Source organism: Aeromonas sp. R10-2, from assembly GCF_040908445.1.
Classification (GTDB): Bacteria; Pseudomonadota; Gammaproteobacteria; order Enterobacterales; family Aeromonadaceae; genus Aeromonas; species Aeromonas veronii.
In genome coordinates this window covers 51,287-67,887 of sequence record NZ_JBFODS010000016.1, presented here as the reverse complement: position 1 = coordinate 67,887, position 16,601 = coordinate 51,287, and the positions used below count along the sequence as shown (strand labels likewise).

Genomic DNA, 16,601 nt, shown 5'->3' with positions numbered 1-16,601 from the left:
CGGAGATGGGAGAGGCAACGCCTCTCCCGTGACTAGAACCGGACAAAATCGCCATCGCCCGTGGGGCGTTGGACTGTGGCAGCTCGTTCCCGACTGTTGGCATTGCTCTCGTTCATGAAGCGACCTCGGGTATTGGGGTGAAGATGCGAGGTGGCTGCTTTACCTTCTTTGGCGTGGACCTCCAGGGTAAAGAACTCCATGGCCAGCTGCAGCTGTTCAGCCTGGCTGCTCATCTCTTCTGCCGTGGCAGCCAGCTCTTCGCTGCAAGAGGCGTTCTGCTGGGTAACCTGACTCAACTGGTTCATGGCCTGATTGATCTGGCTGACACCGGTGGATTGTTCAACCGAAGCGGCACTGATCTCCTGCACCAGATCCGAGGTCTTGTTGATTGAAGGAACCATCTGATCCAGCAAACGACCTGCTTTTTCCGCCATCTCGACACTACTGGAGGCCAGCTCGCCAATCTCCTGGGCTGCCACCTGGCTGCGTTCGGCCAGTTTGCGCACCTCCGCCGCCACTACGGCAAAGCCTTTGCCGTGATCGCCTGCCCGCGCAGCTTCGATAGCTGCGTTGAGTGCCAACAGATTGGTCTGGTAGGCGATGTCATCGATGATGCCAATCCGTCTGGCGATCTGCTTCATTGCATCCACTGTTAGTTTGACCGCTTCCCCTCCCTCTACGGCCTCTTTGGCTGCCTTGCTGGCCATGCCATCGGTGACCTGGGCATTGTCGGTATTCTGGTTGATGCTGGCGCTCATCTGTTCGATGGAGGCGCTGGTCTCCTCCATGCTGGAGGCCTGTTCACTGCTGGATTGGCTGATCGACTGGGCGGTCGCGCTTACCTGCTCGGCGGCACTTGAAAGGTTGTCAGAGGCGCCGCGCACTTCGGTGACGATGTTGGTGAGCGAAGCGATAGTTTTGTTGAGCGCATCCTTGGTTGTGCCAAACACGCCGGGGTAGTCCGCCTCAATCTGTTGAGTCAGATCACCTTTTGCCAGACATTGCACGACCCGGATGACGTCGTTGAGGGTGCTGTCGATCACTTCGGCAATCTGGTTGATCCCTTCTCCCATCGCCTGAAAGAAGCCGCTCTTGCCAGCAAGTTCCATCCTGCGGTGCAGCTCGCCATTGATCACGGCCTGCACAATGTCGGACATCTCTTTCTCTATCATTACCTCCTTGGTTCTGTCGGCCCATTCGACCACGGACCCCAACCGTTCTCCGGTATCGTTGAAGACCGGATTGGCGATCAGGGAGAAGGTGCGCCCCCCCAGCTGGATCTGGGTGCGGTAGGTGCTGTTGAGTTTGGCCAGCATGGCGCGCTGATGGCCGGGATTTTTATGAAAGCTGTCGATGTTGGCGCCCATCAGCTGATTGGCGTTGAAGCTGTAGAGCTCTTTCTTGATGTCGGTCTCAGCCTGATTGAGCATGCCGGTCACAGCCTCGTTCATATAGATAATGTCGAGGTTGGTATCGGCAATCATCACGTTGGTGCTGGCGCAATCGAGGGCTTTGCGAACCAGCTGGTTCTCATGGAGCAATACCTGGTTCTTTTTAATGTCGTTGCGGCTCTGTTCCAGCTTGTCACTGAGTAAGGTGACCACCTCGTTGATGGCATGTCCTACTTCACGCAAGGGGCTATCCATACCGGAAAGATCGAGTGGTGCTGGAACCTGCTCTGCCAGGACTGCGTGTTGCAGCTGGCCGATTGCGTCGAGTAACTGGGTCCGCTGCCTCACTTCGGTGGCATTGTCTCCGAAGAGTTTTCCTAAGAGTGATTGGGTCATGAGCGTTTCCTTATGCTGCATGTCGTGGAGTATGGAGGCCTGTTCAGGAGGGTTGCAGGTTGCCTTGTGGCAACCTTGCCTGTGGCTGGGCCAGTTCGTTGAGTTGAGCCATCTCATCGAGTGACAACACTTTCCCGGTATCGATGAGGATGACGAATTTGCCGTTGACCTTGCCCATGCCACTGATGAAATCGGCCCGGATGCGGGCACCAAAACTGGGTGGGGGCTCGATATCTGCTTGTGGGATACCCAGTACTTCCGATACGGAATCCACCACAACGCCAATATCCTGACCTACAGGTTCATCGCCCTGCGGGGCCATCCCCTCAATAATGACGATGCAACTGCGGCGAGTGATGACCGAAGGAGCATTGCCAAAACGGGCATTCAAGTCTACGACCGACACTACCGCTCCTCTGAGGTTGATTACGCCGCGAATAAAACCCGGCATCATCGGAACCGGAGTGATATTGCCGTATTCGATGATCTCTTTGACCCCCAGAATATTGATGGCGAACATCTCGTTGTTGATCAGAAATGTCAGGTACTGGGCATCGCCACTGCTCTCGTCAGCGGCCGCTGATGGCACCGTGATGTCGGTGGATGTATGCATGGTCGCCTCCGGTTAAAAGCGGACAAAATCCGCGTCATCAATGGAATGGGATGATGGTTGATTGGGCTGGCTGGCCCGTTGTGGGGGGGCGATGAAACTGCCTCTGGGAGGCATGCCCTTGTGGCCGGTTTCATGGGGCCTGGTGTTGAGCTGTGCACTTTGTTCCAGAGCAAAAAAGGCCATGGTTTGCTGCAGTTCGCTGGCTTGTGAACTCATCTCTTCGGCCGTGGCCGCCAGCTCCTCGCTGCTGGCCGCATTCTGCTGTGTCACCTGATTAAGCTGGTTCATGGCCAGACTGATCTGGTTGGCTGCGCTGGCCTGTTCACCTGAGGCGGCATTGATCTCTTGTACCAGGTCAGAGGTCTTGCGAATGGAGGGGACGATCCTCTCCAGCAGGTTGCCAGCCCGCTCTGCCTTGCTGACGCTGTCGGAGGAGAGCTCGCCAATCTCCTGCGCAGCGATCTGGCTGCGTTCTGCCAGTTTTCTCACCTCGGCAGCAACCACCGCGAAGCCTTTGCCATGCTCTCCGGCGCGAGCCGCCTCAATGGCGGCGTTGAGGGCAAGCAGGTTGGTCTGGTAGGCAATGTCGTCGATGATGCTGACTTTCTTGGCGATTTGCTGCATGGCGGTCACCGTTTGTTGAACGGATTGGCCCCCTTCTGTGGCCTCCAGCACCGAGTTGCTGGCCATGCTGTCGGTGATCTTGGCGTTCTCGGTGTTCTGATTGATGCTGGCGCTCATCTGCTCGATAGAGGCGCTGGTCTCTTCAACGCTGGCTGCTTGCTCGCTGGTGGCCTGGCTCAATGCCTGCGCCGTATTGCTCACCTGATTGGAGGCATTGGTCAGGTTGTCGGCGGCGTTGCGTACCTCTTCGATGATATTGGTCAGCGCAGTGATGGTCCGGTTTAGGCCGTCTTTGGTCTGGCCAAAAATTCCTGGATAGGGCTCATCGATCCGTTGGGTCAGGTCACCCTTGGAGAGCGCGGTGGCAATGCGCATCACATCTTCCAGGCTGGTATCTGTCACATGGGAGAGGCGATTCAGCAGCTCGGATACCCGCTTGATATATCCTTGACGATCATCCAGCGCAATCTTGTGGCTGAAGTCGCCCTGTTCGACAGCGGCGGTGACCAAGGTCTCGATATCCGTGATCAAGGCCCCCAGTTTCTTGACCATGTTATCCATCGCCATCAAGAGCTGACCCGCTTCATCGTTGGAGTCTATCTGGATCGATACATCCAGATTGCCATCGGCCAGACTATTGGCCACGCGCAGAGCCTGTTCGATGGGGGTGATGATGCTTTTGATCAGCAGGGTGCCAAACCATGCTGCGAGTGCAATGCCGACCGCGATAACCACCGCCATGGTTATCAGCATCACGTCATACCAGGATTGCGCTGCGGTATATTCCGACTTGGCCACATTGAGCTGCAGGTTGACCAGCTCGGTGATTTTGTTGCCTATCGGGTCGATGGAGCCATAGAGGGCACCGTCAAAAGTGTTCAGCATGCCAGTAATCATGCCGTGCTGGGTGGCGAGGTATTTCTCCAGCTTGCCAATATCGGTATCGGCCGCGTTGAACAGGGTTGTCGCCTCGGCTGACAAACGCTGTTCATCTGGTGTGAGAGTGGTGGACTGGTAGTGATGCCACTCGTTTTTGATTGTCTGCTGGGCCTGTTGTATCTGCTTCAAAGCCTCTTCTGCCGGGATCAGCCCCGCATTGGCCTTGTTGAGGTTGTCGATGATCGAGACGGCATAGCTGTCGGAGATAGTCTTCAGCTGCTTGAGGGGAACCACCCTGTCGTTGTAAACGCGCTGCAACCCGGTATTGCTGCTCTGCATGTTGTATAACCCGAGGCTGCCAACGGCCAGCAGCAGCAGGCAGAGCATGCAGAGCAGTACAATAAGACGCAATTTGATGGTGGAATTTTTTAACATGATGGTCCCCTCAGTTGATGCTGGATTGAGGCAGGTTGCGCGACACTGTCAATCTGTTGAGCTGACAGGATTCCTGAGTGATTGCGTGCTGGATCAGCGAAGGAATGTCGAGGATCAGGGCGACCTCTCCCCCCCCCAGAATGGTTGAACCACTAATGCCCTGCAGGCGCTGGAACAATTTCCCCAACGGTTTGATGACGGTCTGGAATTCTCCCAGCAGTTCATCCACTACCAGTCCGGATTTTTTGCCTGCATGGCTGACCACGACAATGTTCTCGCGCCGCCCCTTGCTGCCATTGGTATCGAAGTAGTGTTGCAGACGGATAAAGGGCAGCACCTCGCCACGCAAATTGATGTAATTGCGACCCTGGGTATCGGCCAGTGCACTCTGGGTCAATTCAACGCACTCGATCACCATATCGAGGGGAATGACGTAGTGGGTGTCGCAGACTCGCACCAGGAAGCCGTCGATGATGGCAAGGGTAAGCGGCAGGCGGATCTGCACACGGGTTCCTTTTCCGGGGATGCTGTCCAGATCGACCGTGCCGCGCAGGGCAGTGATGTTGCGTTTGACGACATCCATACCCACCCCGCGACCGGAGAGGTTGGTTATCGCCTCGGCGGTAGAGAACCCCGGCTCGAAGATCAGGTTGTATATCTCCTGATCCGTCAGCGTGGTGGTTGAGCTGATCAGACCGCGCTCGATGGCTTTTTGCTGGATCCTGGCTTTGTTGAGACCTGCACCGTCATCCCTAATTTCGATGACGATACTGTTGGAGTCGTGATAGGCATTGAGATTCAGGGTGCCACGGGGGGGTTTGCCTGCCAGCAGCCGTTGCTCTGCCGATTCGATGCCATGATCCATCGAGTTTCTGACCAGATGCATCAGCGGATCGCCGATCTTCTCTACCACCGACTTGTCCAGTTCAGTCTCGGCACCGGAGATCACCAGAGTGATATCCTTGTTCAGTTCCTGACTGACATCGCGCACCACCCGCTGGAAGCGGTTGAAGGTATCGCCGATAGGCACCATGCGCAGGCGCAGTGCACTGTCGCGGATCTCTTCCACCAGCATGGCAATGACCGAAGTGGCTTCCTGCAGTTGGCTTTCGCGGGTGCGTTGGGCCAGCAGATTGGCTCCTGAACTGGCGACTACCAACTCCCCGACCAGATTGATTAGATCGTCCAGCTTGTCGGCATGCACCCTGACGTAACGGCCCTCTTTGCTCTTGCTCTCCTTGGTCTGGTTCTGTTTTTTCAGAGCAGCATCGACGACGGCTTCGTTGACGGCACCCTGCGCAATCAGGATCTCTCCGAGTTTGGGCGCTTGTTCTGCCGGGGTCGCTTGTTGTGCCTGCAGACCGCTCGCTAACTCCTCTGCGGTCAGGGCGCCGGTGTTGACCAGCAACTGCCCCAGCATGGCGCTATCTTCCGGCAGTGACTCAATCAGGTTGATGAACTCGGCGATCTTGCTGTGGGGCGGCAAGATGGTGATCTGGCAGTCATCTCTGACAAATTCAAAGACATCGCTGATGGCTGCCTTATCTGCCTGCGAGTCGAAGTCTATCTCGTAGCCGAGATAGCAATTCTCCGGATCGAACTGCTCCCAATCCGGTAACGCCTGATGGATGGTCTCCACCGAGCATATGGTTCCGAGAGTGCCGAGATAGCGCAGAAATGCGGCCGGATCCATGCCATTGCGCAGCACATCGGGACCAAAACGCAGGGAGATATGCCACAGGGAGGCGGAGCTGGTAATCCCTCCCTCTTTTTCGATCTTGGGTTCCGGCGTATGTACAGTATCTGGCAGCGTGGCATGGGGGACGCACTGATGACGGGTGAGGGTGAGCCTCAGCCGTTCATCCTGGTTGGCATCGCCATCGCTTAACGTGCTGCCCTGTTCTGCAACGACACTGATGAGCGTCTGGATGTGGTCACAGCTCTCCAGCAGATCCTTGATCAGAGGAGAGGTGACGGTGAGCTGCTGATTGCGGATCTGGTCGAGCAGATCCTCTACGATATGGGTAAACCCGACGATGGGTTGCAGACCAAACAGGCCAGCTGACCCCTTGATGGTATGAGCAGCACGGAAGATGGCACCAATCAGCTCGCTATTGTCAGGGTCAGATTCCAGTGATAAAAGGGCTGACTCCATCTCTTCAAGCAACTCGCGTGCCTCGGCGATATAGGTTTGTAAAGCCTGATCAAGATCGATGCTCACGGTGACTCCTTGTCATGGTGGCTCAGGGCCGTTCGCCATGGGTGATGAGGGTGGGGTCGCCAAAAAAGGCCGAGAGCTGGCAGAGCTCCAGCAGTTCAAGCACAACATGGCTGTGCCAGACCAGCGCCAGGGAGGTGCCCTGCTGCAGAGCGGTCTTCTTCGCTGCCAGCAGCAGTTGCAGCCCGGCGCTGTCTATCTCGGATACCGCTGCCAGATTCAGCTCCAGTTCGTTCCCCTGATGCAATAAGGGCGAGAGAGCATCTTTCAGCTCGCTGACTGTATAAATGGTGATCTCGTCCGGCATGGTCACCACCACCTTGTTGTCGAGTAGCTCATTCTGTAGTTGCATGATGCGCTCCGGATCACGGCATGATGAGCTTGGCAACTGCGGCCAGCATCTGTTCGGGCTGGAAGGGTTTGACCACCCAGGCTTTGGCTCCTGCGGCTTGTCCCTCCTGCTTCTTGCTGTCCTGAGACTCGGTGGTCAGCATGATGACAGGGGTAAATTTGTAGTTGGCCAGCTTTTTGGCCTCTTTGACGAAGGTGATGCCATCCATGTTCGGCATGTTGACGTCACTGATGATCAGGTTGATCTTCTTGCCATCTAGTTTGTTGAGCGCATCTTTGCCGTCAGAGGCTTCCATGACCTCATAACCGGCTCCCTTGAGGGTCATGCCCACGACTTGGCGAATAGTTGCCGAGTCATCCACGATCAGGATCGTTTTGCCCATATCTCTCTCCTAGAAAAATGTGATGTCGGCGCTGCTTGGTTGCGCGTTGACAGAACGGGTGGTGCGACCATGGTGAATATTGCGCTGTTCGTCGGTGGCGTATGAGAGCTCCATCTCTGCCAGCCAGCGATTGGCATCGATCTGGATTGGCCCTGTCGCATTGCTGCTCTGCTCGGAAGCCACCAAGTGGCTGGAGAGGCTCTCCATGTTTTGTCTGACGTGGCTGAGGATCTGGCTGACCCTGTCTTGAAATTGCAGCGAGACAATGACGCTGGAGATTTCGCGATGGATATCGGTGCTCTCGTTTTGCAGCAAGGAGGCGGATTCCGCCAGGCTATCGGTGGCATGGCGAAAACGGGCCAGTACCTGTTCGATTGTCTGCTCCGAATTGAGCGCCGAGGCGTGATCCCGTGCGGCAGCATTTTCGGCAATCTGGAATGCGCGGCCGATAGCAGTATTGATGGTGTCTACCTTGTCGGTCATCTTCTGGGCGGTTTCGCTGGAGAGGCGGGAGAGGTTGCGCACTTCATCAGCGACCACAGCAAAGCCACGGCCTGCTTCCCCTGCACGAGCCGCTTCAATGGCTGCGTTGAGGGCCAGCAGGTTGGTCTGGGAGGCGATTTTGGCCACATCCATGGCCATGGTGTTGAGCTCTATGGTGTAGGTGGTCAGGCTTTTTATCTCACCCAGCATGGCGTCCCGATTGGCCTGGGCGGAGTGCAGGATGGCCACTACCTCATTGAGTTGCTGCTGGCTCTCGCTCAAGACTCCAGCCATGCCACGGGAATTGGCATCACCCAGTTCTCCGGCTGCCAGATGAGAAGCATTGACTGCTTCCTCTAGCTTGTTGGCCAAGCCGCTGAAGCGTTGGGTCAGGTCAATCATCGCGGCTTCGGTTTGTTGACGAGAGCTTTCAATTTGCTGGGACCAGATAGGTAGAGCCTTCTCGCACACCTGTTCGAGCCCGATGATGGAGTGGGCGAGAGGATCGGTCGCGATGGTTTGTTCCTCTCCTGCACGATGTCGGAGTGTGTGCTGGTGGAAGTGACTCGATGTCCAGAGCGCGGCGGCAATACCAACCAGCACATTGAGCAGCAGGTAGAGAGGTGACAGCGCATCGGCGAGCTGCAGCAACAGGCAGCTGAGCAGAGCAAGCCCGATGCAGCAAATCCAGCAAACCGGTTCCCAAAGCGGTGTGTTCACGCCACTTTTGTGTTGTGCCATACGTAGCTTATCCCTGTGCAATTATTTGGTAAGAGGTAAAGGCGCGGGACCGAAACAGTCATGGTGCCCCTTGACGCTCTTTTCTTTATTTATAGTTGGCACAATAAGGCTAGCGGAAAAAAATTAATTGGCTGCAAATCGGAGTTGTTTGTATCAGCGATTGCCGTATCAAGCGGCTTGCGAAATGGGGGGAAGAGCCAGGTGGGGATGAAAAGGAGAGAAGGAGCCTGAGGATTCAGGCTCTTGATGAGGATCAAGCCTCGTTGGCGTGGGCCTTCTGGCAACCTTCCACGGCGTGGGCAATCAGTTCCAGCGCGCTCTTGTCACACGGGGGCAGTTCGGCATCGCACGCCTTGATAGGGGTGACGCGATCGCCCCACTTGATGATGGCGGCCCCCCAGGTCAGGCCGGCACCGAAAGCGGCGGTCAGCAGATAGGAGTTCGGCTTGACGCGGCCCTGCTCCAGCGCTTCGCAAAGGGCGATGGGCACAGTGGCGGCGGAGGTGTTGCCATAGTTTTCGATGTTGACCATCACCTTCTCCATCGGCGCATTCATCCGTTTGGCGAGGGTCTCGATGATGCGGATATTAGCCTGATGGGGAACGATCAGGTCGACCTGCTCCGGCGCAATACCGGCCTGTGCCAGCACAGTGCTGGTGGCTTCCCCCATGCCGCGCACGGCGCGTTTGAAGATCTCCGGCCCTTCGAAGTTGAAGGTGAACAGCCCATCGATATCGGCAAAACGTACCCGATCGGTACCGAAGTTTGGTACGTGCAGGATCTCACGCGCTTCGCTGTCACAGCCCAGCTTGTTGGCGATCAGGCCACACTCCTGCTCGCTCGCCTCGATTACCACGGCACCGGCACCATCGCCAAACAGCACGGCGGTATCGCGGCGTGCCCAGTCCAGCAGGTAGGTGAGGCGCTCGGCGCCAATCACCAGCACCTTCTTCATCATGCCGGTCTGCACCAGCGAGGTGGCGACCGAGAGAGAATAGACGAAACCGGTGCAGGCGGCGTTGAGATCAAACACGGCGGCGTTAACGGCGCCAAGCTTCTTTTGCACCGCAGAGGCGGCGCTTGGCAGCAGGTTGTCCGGAGTGGCGGTGGCCAGGATGATGCCATCGAGATCGCTCGCTTCCAGACCGGCGCAGGCCAGCGCACGGCGACCGGCCAGGGTGGCGAGATCCGAGGTGCTGACATGGGAGATCCGGCGGGCCTTGATGCCGGTGCGCGGATAGATCCACTCGTCTGACGTATCCATGATGGTGCTGAGGTCATCGTTGGTCAGCACGGAGGGAGGCAGGCATTTGCCCCAACCGGTGATATTGGCGTATTTCATCTTGTTACCGCTTCTCAAAGTGGATCGCCCGCGGGCGGAAAATCGTGCAATTATGCCGTACGAGACAACCACTGTCATCTTGTGGTCATGGTTATGTGCAGGGCGAGCGGCTGCGCCATCTGGTCGCAAAGGGCTGCAACGCGCTGAGCATGGCAGGAAATTTCGCTTAAAGCGCGGGACTCCTCTGCCCTAAGATAGGCATTTCGCCACCGATGAGGGTATCTCCTTGCTCAGAGCCAATCTCAACTTGTTGCCGACCCTCAAGGTGCTGCTGGAGACCCGCAATATCAGCCGCGCCGCCGAGCTGCTGCACCTGAGTCAGCCCTCCATCAGCAAGCAGCTTGCCCAGTTGCGCAGCGAGTTTGATGACGAGTTGCTGGTACGGGAGGGGCAACGCTGGTTGCTGACGCCACGGGCCGAAATGTTGGCCGCCCTGCTGGCGGATTCTCTCGATGCGCTGGAGCGGCTCTACGAGGCGCCCGGATTTGACCCGAGCCGCTGCGAGCGGGTATTTCGACTCGCGTCTTCTGATTATGTTGCCCAGCATATCCTGCCCGATATCTGTGCCGCGCTCGCCAAAGAGGCGCCGTTGGCGGCGCTGGAGTACAGCCTGTGGGACAAGCGTCAGCTGCCGCAGTTGTGGCAGTCCGAGCTCGATCTGGTCTCTACCATCACCGAGCAGGTACCGGAGCAGATACGCGGTCTGCATCAGGGGGAAGATCGGCTGGCGGTGTTGATGGGACGTCATCACCCGTTGGCGGGCAAGGCGCTGAGTCTCGATGACTATCTCGCCTGGCCTCACCTGCAGGTGAGTGGCGGTGGCGACAAGGACAGCCTGGTGGAGCAGGTATTGGCGCCGCAGGGACTGAGTCGACGCTGGTTTGCCAGAGTCCCCTTCTTTCAGGCGGCAGTGGAGGTGTTGCTGCGCACCGATTGCCTGATGACCACTCCGGCTCATATCGCCTGGCAGCTTTCCTGCGGCCATGAGCTCACCTTTGTCGATCTGCCATTTGCTACCCGCGACCAGCAGTATCATCTGCTGTGGCATCAGCGCCACCATCAGGATCCGGCCCACCGCTGGTTTCGCGAGCTGGCCTACCCCTTCCTGCGGGATCACCTGCAACGTACCGTTGGCGAGAGTCGCAAGCTGCTCGATCTCGGCGGTTAGCCCCAGTCAGTTGTGTGGTGCCATAGCCATTGGTTATGGAATCTATTCATAACTTTCACTACTGGCATAATGGCTCAGCCCGTACCCTGAATGCAGGTCATCATATCGAGCATATAAAGAGGAAATGCATGGAACTGACGAGTTGGCTGGCACTGGCCGCAATCTGCGTGATGGGGGCCATCAGCCCGGGGCCGAGTCTGGCGCTGATCATCCGCAACACGGTGCAGGGCGGGCAGGGGCACGGCGTCGCTACTGCGCTTGGCCACGGCCTCGGGGTTGGTATCTATGCGCTGGTCACGGCGCTTGGCCTCTCCATTTTGATCACCCAGACCCCGATCCTGTTTGATCTGATCCGCTACGGCGGCGCCGCATTTCTTGCCTGGCTCGGGGTGAAAGCCCTGCTGGCAAAACCAGCCAGCGGCGAAGCGAGTGAAGAGGTGCATCAATTGCGTGGTCGGCAGGGGGCCTTTGAAGGTTTTATGGTGGCTTTCCTCAATCCCCAGCTGGCGGTCTTCTTCATCGCCCTGTTCAGCCAGTTTGTGCGGGCCGATACCGGCTGGAGCGAGGGGGGCATCATGATGCTGACCGCGGGCGGGATCGATGCAGTCTGGTACGTGCTGGTGGCGCTGGTGCTCTCCCGCGGGCCGGTGCTGGCGTGGCTTAAAGCCAAATCCTTTGTGATCGATAAGGTGAGCGGCCTGGTGCTGCTTGGACTGGCACTCAAGGTGGTTATCTAATCCTGCATTTTGCGGATACCTTAAGCGGGATCAAGGCACGGGGGTGGTGAATGGGCTAGAGTAGCGCCCATTTGCTGTCCGCCCTGATCCCGAGACCATGCACCAGAACAAGCACCCGTTAAGCCACAACAACCGGTTGGAGCTGCTGGCTCCGGCCAAGAACCTCGCCTACGGCATCGAGGCCATCAACCATGGTGCCGATGCCGTCTACATGGGGGGGCCGGCCTTTGGCGCCCGCAGTGCGGCGGGCAACACCATCGAAGATATCGAAGCGCTGGCGCGCCACGCCCATCGCTTCGGAGCCCAGGTCTTTGTCGCCTTCAACACCCTGCTGCACGATCACGAGCTGGAGCAGGCCCGGCGGCTGACCTACCAAATTTATGAAGCTGGTGCCGATGCGCTCATCGTCCAGGATATGGGGCTGCTGGCGCTGGATTTGCCTCCCATCGCGCTCCATGCCAGTACCCAGACCGACAACCGCACGCCGGAGAAGGTGAAGTTTCTGCAGGATGTGGGTTTCTCTCAGGTGGTACTGGCGCGCGAACTGTCGTTGGCGCAGATCCGCGAGATCAGCGCAGCGACCAATGTGCAGCTGGAGTTCTTTATCCACGGCGCGCTCTGCGTTTCCTACAGCGGCCAGTGCAACATCAGCCATGCCCGTACCGGTCGCAGTGCCAACCGCGGCGAGTGTGCCCAGCTCTGTCGCTTGCCCTGCTCGCTGCAAAAGCCGGACGGTGAAGTGCTGGTGGCCGACAGCCACCTGCTGTCCCTCAAGGATATGGATCAGACCAACAACCTGGAGGCCTTGATCGAGGCGGGGATCCGCTCCTTCAAGATCGAGGGGCGACTCAAGGGGCTCGACTACGTTAAAAACGTTACCGCCTGGTATCGCCAGAAGCTGGACGCCATTCTGGATAGCCGCTCCGATCTGGTCGCTGCCTCGGCGGGTCGTTGCCGCTACAGCTTCACGCCTGACCCCAAGAAGAGTTTCAACCGCGGCAGCACAGACTACTTCCTCCATGGCCGTCATCAGGGTATCGACTCCACCAAAAGCCCGAAATATGTGGGTGAACCGCTGGGACGTGTCACCAAGGTGACCCGTGACGGTATCGAGATTGACGGCAAACCGGTCACCCTCAACAACGGTGACGGTTTGGGCTTCTTCAAGCCGAACAACGAGCTGGTGGGGATGCGCCTCAACAAGGTCGAAGGTAAGCAGTTACTCCTGTCAGAACGCATGCCGGGGCTAAAGGTGGGGACCGAAATCTACCGCAACCACGATCAGGCGTTCAGCAAGATGCTGGAGAAGGCGAGCGCGGATCGCCGCATCCGGGTCGATATGGTGCTGACTGAGTGTGATGAGGGAGTGAGCCTCACGCTCACCGACGAGCAGGGCATCAGCGTTGCGGTGACCCTGCCTTGCGACAAGCAGCCTGCCGACAACCCGGAGCGGGCGCTGCAACAGGCGCGGGATCAGCTTGGCAAACTCGGCAATACCCTGTTTGTGGCACGCAAGATTGAGTTGGCAGTAACGAGGCCGCTATTTATCGCCGCATCACAGCTCAACGGTTTGCGCCGGGATGGCATTGCTGCGCTGGAGGCGGCTCGCGTGGCCAGCTACCAGCGCCCCGAGCGACGGATCGCCCTGCGGGATATCAACTATCCCCAGCACCGTCTCTCCTACCTTGGCAACGTGCTTAACAGCGCGGCTGAAAAGTTCTTCCATGAGCACGGTGTGGAGCGCATTGCCCCCGCCTATGAAGCGAACAAGGAGGAGCGGGAAGTGGTGCTGATGATCACCAAGCATTGCATCCGCTATAGCCAGAACCTCTGCCCGAACGAGGTGCCAGGTCTCAAGGCTGAGCCGCTGGAGCTCAAGATGGGTAAAGACACCTTCCGCCTGCGCTTTGACTGCAATCGCTGCGAAATGCATGTGATGGGCAGCCTGAAACGCTGAGCAATGAGCCCCTTTCTTCGTCCGGAAAGGGGCAGTTTTTTATCGCAGGTTCTCTGCCCACCCTCCTTTAATTGCCCCTCTCCAGCGCCAGCAGTGCTTTTTTAATCTCCAATCCCCCCGCATAGCCGGTCAGGCTGCCGTTTTGGCCGATCACCCGATGGCAGGGGACGATGATCGAGAGCGGATTACGGCCGTTTGCTGCGCCTACTGCCCGCACCGCATCGGGTTTGCCGATGGCGCGAGCGATATCGCCGTAGCTGCGGGTCTCGCTGTAGGGTATGTCGCACAACGCTTGCCACACCGCCTGCTGAAAGGCGGTACCACGGGCGGCAAGGGGCAGGGAGAAGCGCTGCAAGCGACCGGCAAAATAGGCGTCAAACTCGGCGAGGAAGGGGGCCAACGCCCCATGGTCTTGCTGCCAGCAACTCATATCGGGCAGTGTCCGCAGGCCCGCCACAAAGTCCACGTGTACCAGACCAGATTCATTGATGGCAACCAGCAGATCGCCGCAGCGGGTCGGCAGGATATCGTAGCGGATCATGGGGTTATCTCCTGTGGTTGGGTATCTGGCTGTTGTTCGTTGCCGGTGGCATGGAGCAGCAAATTGGGCGCTTCACTCATGGCGTGCCACAGCCAGCTGGCCGCATAGCTGCGCCACGGCTGCCAGGCGGCGCTTTGCGCCAACACCTCCTTCACCGGCAGCTTGGTGCCCCCCCCCAGCGCTTTTTGCAGCACCAGATCGGAGGCGGGGAAGGCATCGGTGTCCAGCCCGCAGCGCAGCCGCCAGTAAGAGACAGTCCAGGGGCCTATACCCGGTAGCGCCAGCAACTGCTCGTCACTGGCCGTAGTGAGGGTCAGCTCACCGCTGGCCAGTGCTTGTGCCACTCCGCGCAGGGTGCGAATGCGGCTGCCGGGCATGCCGATACCGTCGAGATCGAGTTCGCACAGCTGGGCGGGGGTCGGCAATTGCGCCACCCCGAATTGTGCCTCGGTGCGTGCCACCAGTCGCCCCAGAATGGTAATTGCTCCCTTGACCGAGACCTGCTGGCCGACGATGGCGCGCAGCATCACCTCGTATTCGTCCCAGCCACCCGGCAGCCGTACGCCGGGCCAGCGCACCTGCAAGCGGGCGAGCAGCGGATCCTGACCGAGCAGATCACCGATCCGCTGCATATCGGCATCGAGATCCCACATCCGGCGCACCCGGTAGAGTAGATCGGGCAGTGCCGCGAGCGGCAGGTCATGCACGGTGAGTTGCAGGCTATGCCCCTTGCCCTGCGCGATACGCACCTGCGCGACCTGATCGCCGACCCGATAGCGCCGCTCATACACCTCGCCATCTACCCGCTCCAGCCCCGGGATTGCCCGCAGCCGGTAGAACGCCAGCATGGCCGCCACGTCATATGGGGGGCGGTAGGGCAGTTGCAGTGTCAGGGTTGCGCCGCGGGGCTGCGCACTCATGTGCTCTGGCGCGTCATCGTGCTGCTCCTGCTGGCGCAGGGAGCGCGGGGCCAGTCCGTAGGCGTTGAGCCAGGCGTCATTGAAGCGGCGGATGCTGGCAAAGCCGGCGGCAAACGCGATGTCGGTAATGGGCAGCCCGGTTTCAGTCAGCAGCCGTTTCGCGAGCAGCAGGCGGCGCGTCTGCTCCACCTGTTTTGGTGAGGCGCCGAGATGTTGCTCGAACTGGCGGCGCAGGGTGCGTTCGCTGATCCCTGCCTCAGTGGCCAGTTTGGCGAGCGTGCCTTCCGCCAGCTCGCCGCGATCGATGCGCGCCAGCAGACGTGCCAGTTCAACCGGCAGATCGCCACGGGCTGCGGGGGCCAGCTCAGGGCGGCAGCGCAGGCAGGGTCGCAGCCCATACAGCTCGGCGGCCGCGGCGCTTTGGAAGTAGCGCACATTGTGCTCGTGCGGTGGCCGTGCCGGGCAGACAGGCCGGCAGTAGATGCCGGTCGAGAGCACGCCAGTATAGAAGCGGCCATCGAAGCGCGCGTCGCGCGCGAGCCGTGCGGCGTGACACTGTTCGCGGCTGAGGGTGTTGATTACCTCATCCGGTGACGACTCAGGGCTGTGCTTTGCATTCATGGTGTTGGCGGCTTTGCTGGAATAGATGGCAAGAGAGTAAGGGGGCTCGGGGGCCGTGACTAGCCAGAAACGGACAGGGATAGCAAAAATTGGCCAAAGGTTTTTTTGCTCTTTCATTGCACGGCCGGGTTTCACTCTTCGTCACGCTGTTATTCATATCTCTCGGCTCGACAGAAGGGAGCATAACGGACGGTTCGTAGGCACGATTGGCTTAGCTTTATTTGCATAGCGAGATTAGTGGCGGCGAAAAGTGCTTAAAAATTAATAACAGATCACATAACTATCTTTTTTACATTGAGTGTGGCGATTTTGTGTTGTTCAATCGAGTTAGTTAATTTTTGATGATTATTAAGTCATCACGTTTGCGGCCCAGGGCCGACCAATAACAACAACACTTGCCAAGGATGATAAGTGAACGACTGTAAGGCATGGCCCCATTGCCGGGGGTTTAGTCTGATCGAGTTGTTGATCGCCATGACGGTTGTCAGCATTCTCGCGGCCATCGCGTTGCCAGCGTATCAGGGTTATCTGCAACAGGGACGTCGTTACGAAGCGCAGCAGCAATTGCTGGAGCAGGCGCTCGCCCTCGAACATATCTATACCCAACAGGGCCGTTATCCAGACACGTTTGCTACCCCTTCCAACACGGATTTCTACCAGTTCAGCTACAGCCAGCAAGATGCTGGCGACTACCTGCTTAAAGCCATTCCAACGACGCGACAACAGGATGAGTGCGGCACTCTGACCCTCGATCAGACCGGTTATCGCGCGGCCAATCGCCATGACTGCTGGGGATCATAA

General features: G+C 58.3%; 14 protein-coding genes. 4 read left to right on the top strand and 10 right to left on the bottom strand.

The window, feature by feature from the left end; translation table 11 throughout:
• Positions 1-32: 32 nt before the first annotated feature.
• The 8 genes from AB5Y97_RS03165 to AB5Y97_RS03130 form a co-directional block, all read right to left on the bottom strand.
• The gene (locus tag AB5Y97_RS03165; RefSeq protein ID WP_139461886.1) at positions 33-1,787 is read right to left on the bottom strand and encodes a methyl-accepting chemotaxis protein; all 1,755 of its coding nucleotides are present in this window, start codon (positions 1,785-1,787) and stop codon (positions 33-35) included.
• Between the two features lie 43 nt (positions 1,788-1,830).
• On the bottom strand, positions 1,831-2,400 hold the full coding sequence (locus AB5Y97_RS03160) for a chemotaxis protein CheW (RefSeq protein WP_043822812.1): 570 nt from the start codon (positions 2,398-2,400) through the stop codon (positions 1,831-1,833).
• 12 nt (positions 2,401-2,412) lie between these two features.
• Positions 2,413-4,338: a methyl-accepting chemotaxis protein gene (locus tag AB5Y97_RS03155; RefSeq protein WP_058057307.1), complete on the bottom strand. Its 1,926-nt coding sequence runs from the start codon at positions 4,336-4,338 to the stop codon at positions 2,413-2,415.
• A 10-nt stretch (positions 4,339-4,348) separates the two neighbouring features.
• Entirely contained in the window at positions 4,349-6,559 is a 2,211-nt protein-coding gene (locus AB5Y97_RS03150; RefSeq protein ID WP_368157238.1) for a chemotaxis protein CheA, read from the bottom strand.
• Positions 6,560-6,581: 22 nt separating this feature from the next.
• A complete protein-coding gene (locus AB5Y97_RS03145) occupies positions 6,582-6,908 on the bottom strand; it encodes an STAS domain-containing protein (RefSeq protein ID WP_201945753.1) in 327 nt (108 codons plus the stop codon).
• Positions 6,909-6,921: 13 nt separating this feature from the next.
• A complete protein-coding gene (locus AB5Y97_RS03140) occupies positions 6,922-7,290 on the bottom strand; it encodes a response regulator (protein WP_005338778.1) in 369 nt (122 codons plus the stop codon).
• A 9-nt stretch (positions 7,291-7,299) separates the two neighbouring features.
• A complete protein-coding gene (locus tag AB5Y97_RS03135) occupies positions 7,300-7,983 on the bottom strand; it encodes a methyl-accepting chemotaxis protein (protein ID WP_224970223.1) in 684 nt (227 codons plus the stop codon).
• A 784-nt stretch (positions 7,984-8,767) separates the two neighbouring features.
• Positions 8,768-9,856: a ketoacyl-ACP synthase III gene (locus AB5Y97_RS03130; protein ID WP_021230362.1), complete on the bottom strand. Its 1,089-nt coding sequence runs from the start codon at positions 9,854-9,856 to the stop codon at positions 8,768-8,770.
• A gap of 226 nt (positions 9,857-10,082) precedes the next feature.
• On the opposite strand from AB5Y97_RS03130, the gene AB5Y97_RS03125 reads away from it, so the two are divergent.
• The 3 genes from AB5Y97_RS03125 to AB5Y97_RS03115 all read left to right on the top strand — a co-directional run bounded on the left by AB5Y97_RS03125 (position 10,083) and on the right by AB5Y97_RS03115 (position 13,718).
• Positions 10,083-11,024: a LysR family transcriptional regulator gene (locus AB5Y97_RS03125; protein ID WP_368157237.1), complete on the top strand. Its 942-nt coding sequence runs from the start codon at positions 10,083-10,085 to the stop codon at positions 11,022-11,024.
• Between the two features lie 128 nt (positions 11,025-11,152).
• Entirely contained in the window at positions 11,153-11,761 is a 609-nt protein-coding gene (locus AB5Y97_RS03120) for a LysE family translocator (RefSeq protein ID WP_041207998.1), read from the top strand.
• A 97-nt stretch (positions 11,762-11,858) separates the two neighbouring features.
• Positions 11,859-13,718, top strand: coding sequence for a U32 family peptidase (locus tag AB5Y97_RS03115; protein ID WP_368157236.1), 1,860 nt, complete (start codon positions 11,859-11,861; stop codon positions 13,716-13,718).
• A 67-nt stretch (positions 13,719-13,785) separates the two neighbouring features.
• Here the strand turns inward: AB5Y97_RS03115 and AB5Y97_RS03110 are convergent, their stop codons facing one another.
• Both AB5Y97_RS03110 and AB5Y97_RS03105 read right to left on the bottom strand, forming a co-directional pair.
• Positions 13,786-14,259 (bottom strand): methylated-DNA--[protein]-cysteine S-methyltransferase, encoded by a 474-nt coding sequence (locus AB5Y97_RS03110; protein WP_368157235.1) that lies wholly within the window; start codon positions 14,257-14,259, stop codon positions 13,786-13,788.
• Positions 14,256-15,800 carry an AlkA N-terminal domain-containing protein gene (locus tag AB5Y97_RS03105; protein WP_335813014.1) on the bottom strand — a complete coding sequence of 515 codons (1,545 nt, stop codon included), beginning with the start codon at positions 15,798-15,800 and terminating at the stop codon, positions 14,256-14,258. The genes AB5Y97_RS03110 and AB5Y97_RS03105 overlap by 4 nt, the downstream gene beginning before the upstream one ends.
• A 411-nt stretch (positions 15,801-16,211) precedes the next feature.
• Here AB5Y97_RS03105 and AB5Y97_RS03100 point away from each other — a divergent pair, with 411 nt between their 5' ends.
• Entirely contained in the window at positions 16,212-16,601 is a 390-nt protein-coding gene (locus tag AB5Y97_RS03100; protein WP_335813015.1) for a type IV pilin protein, read from the top strand.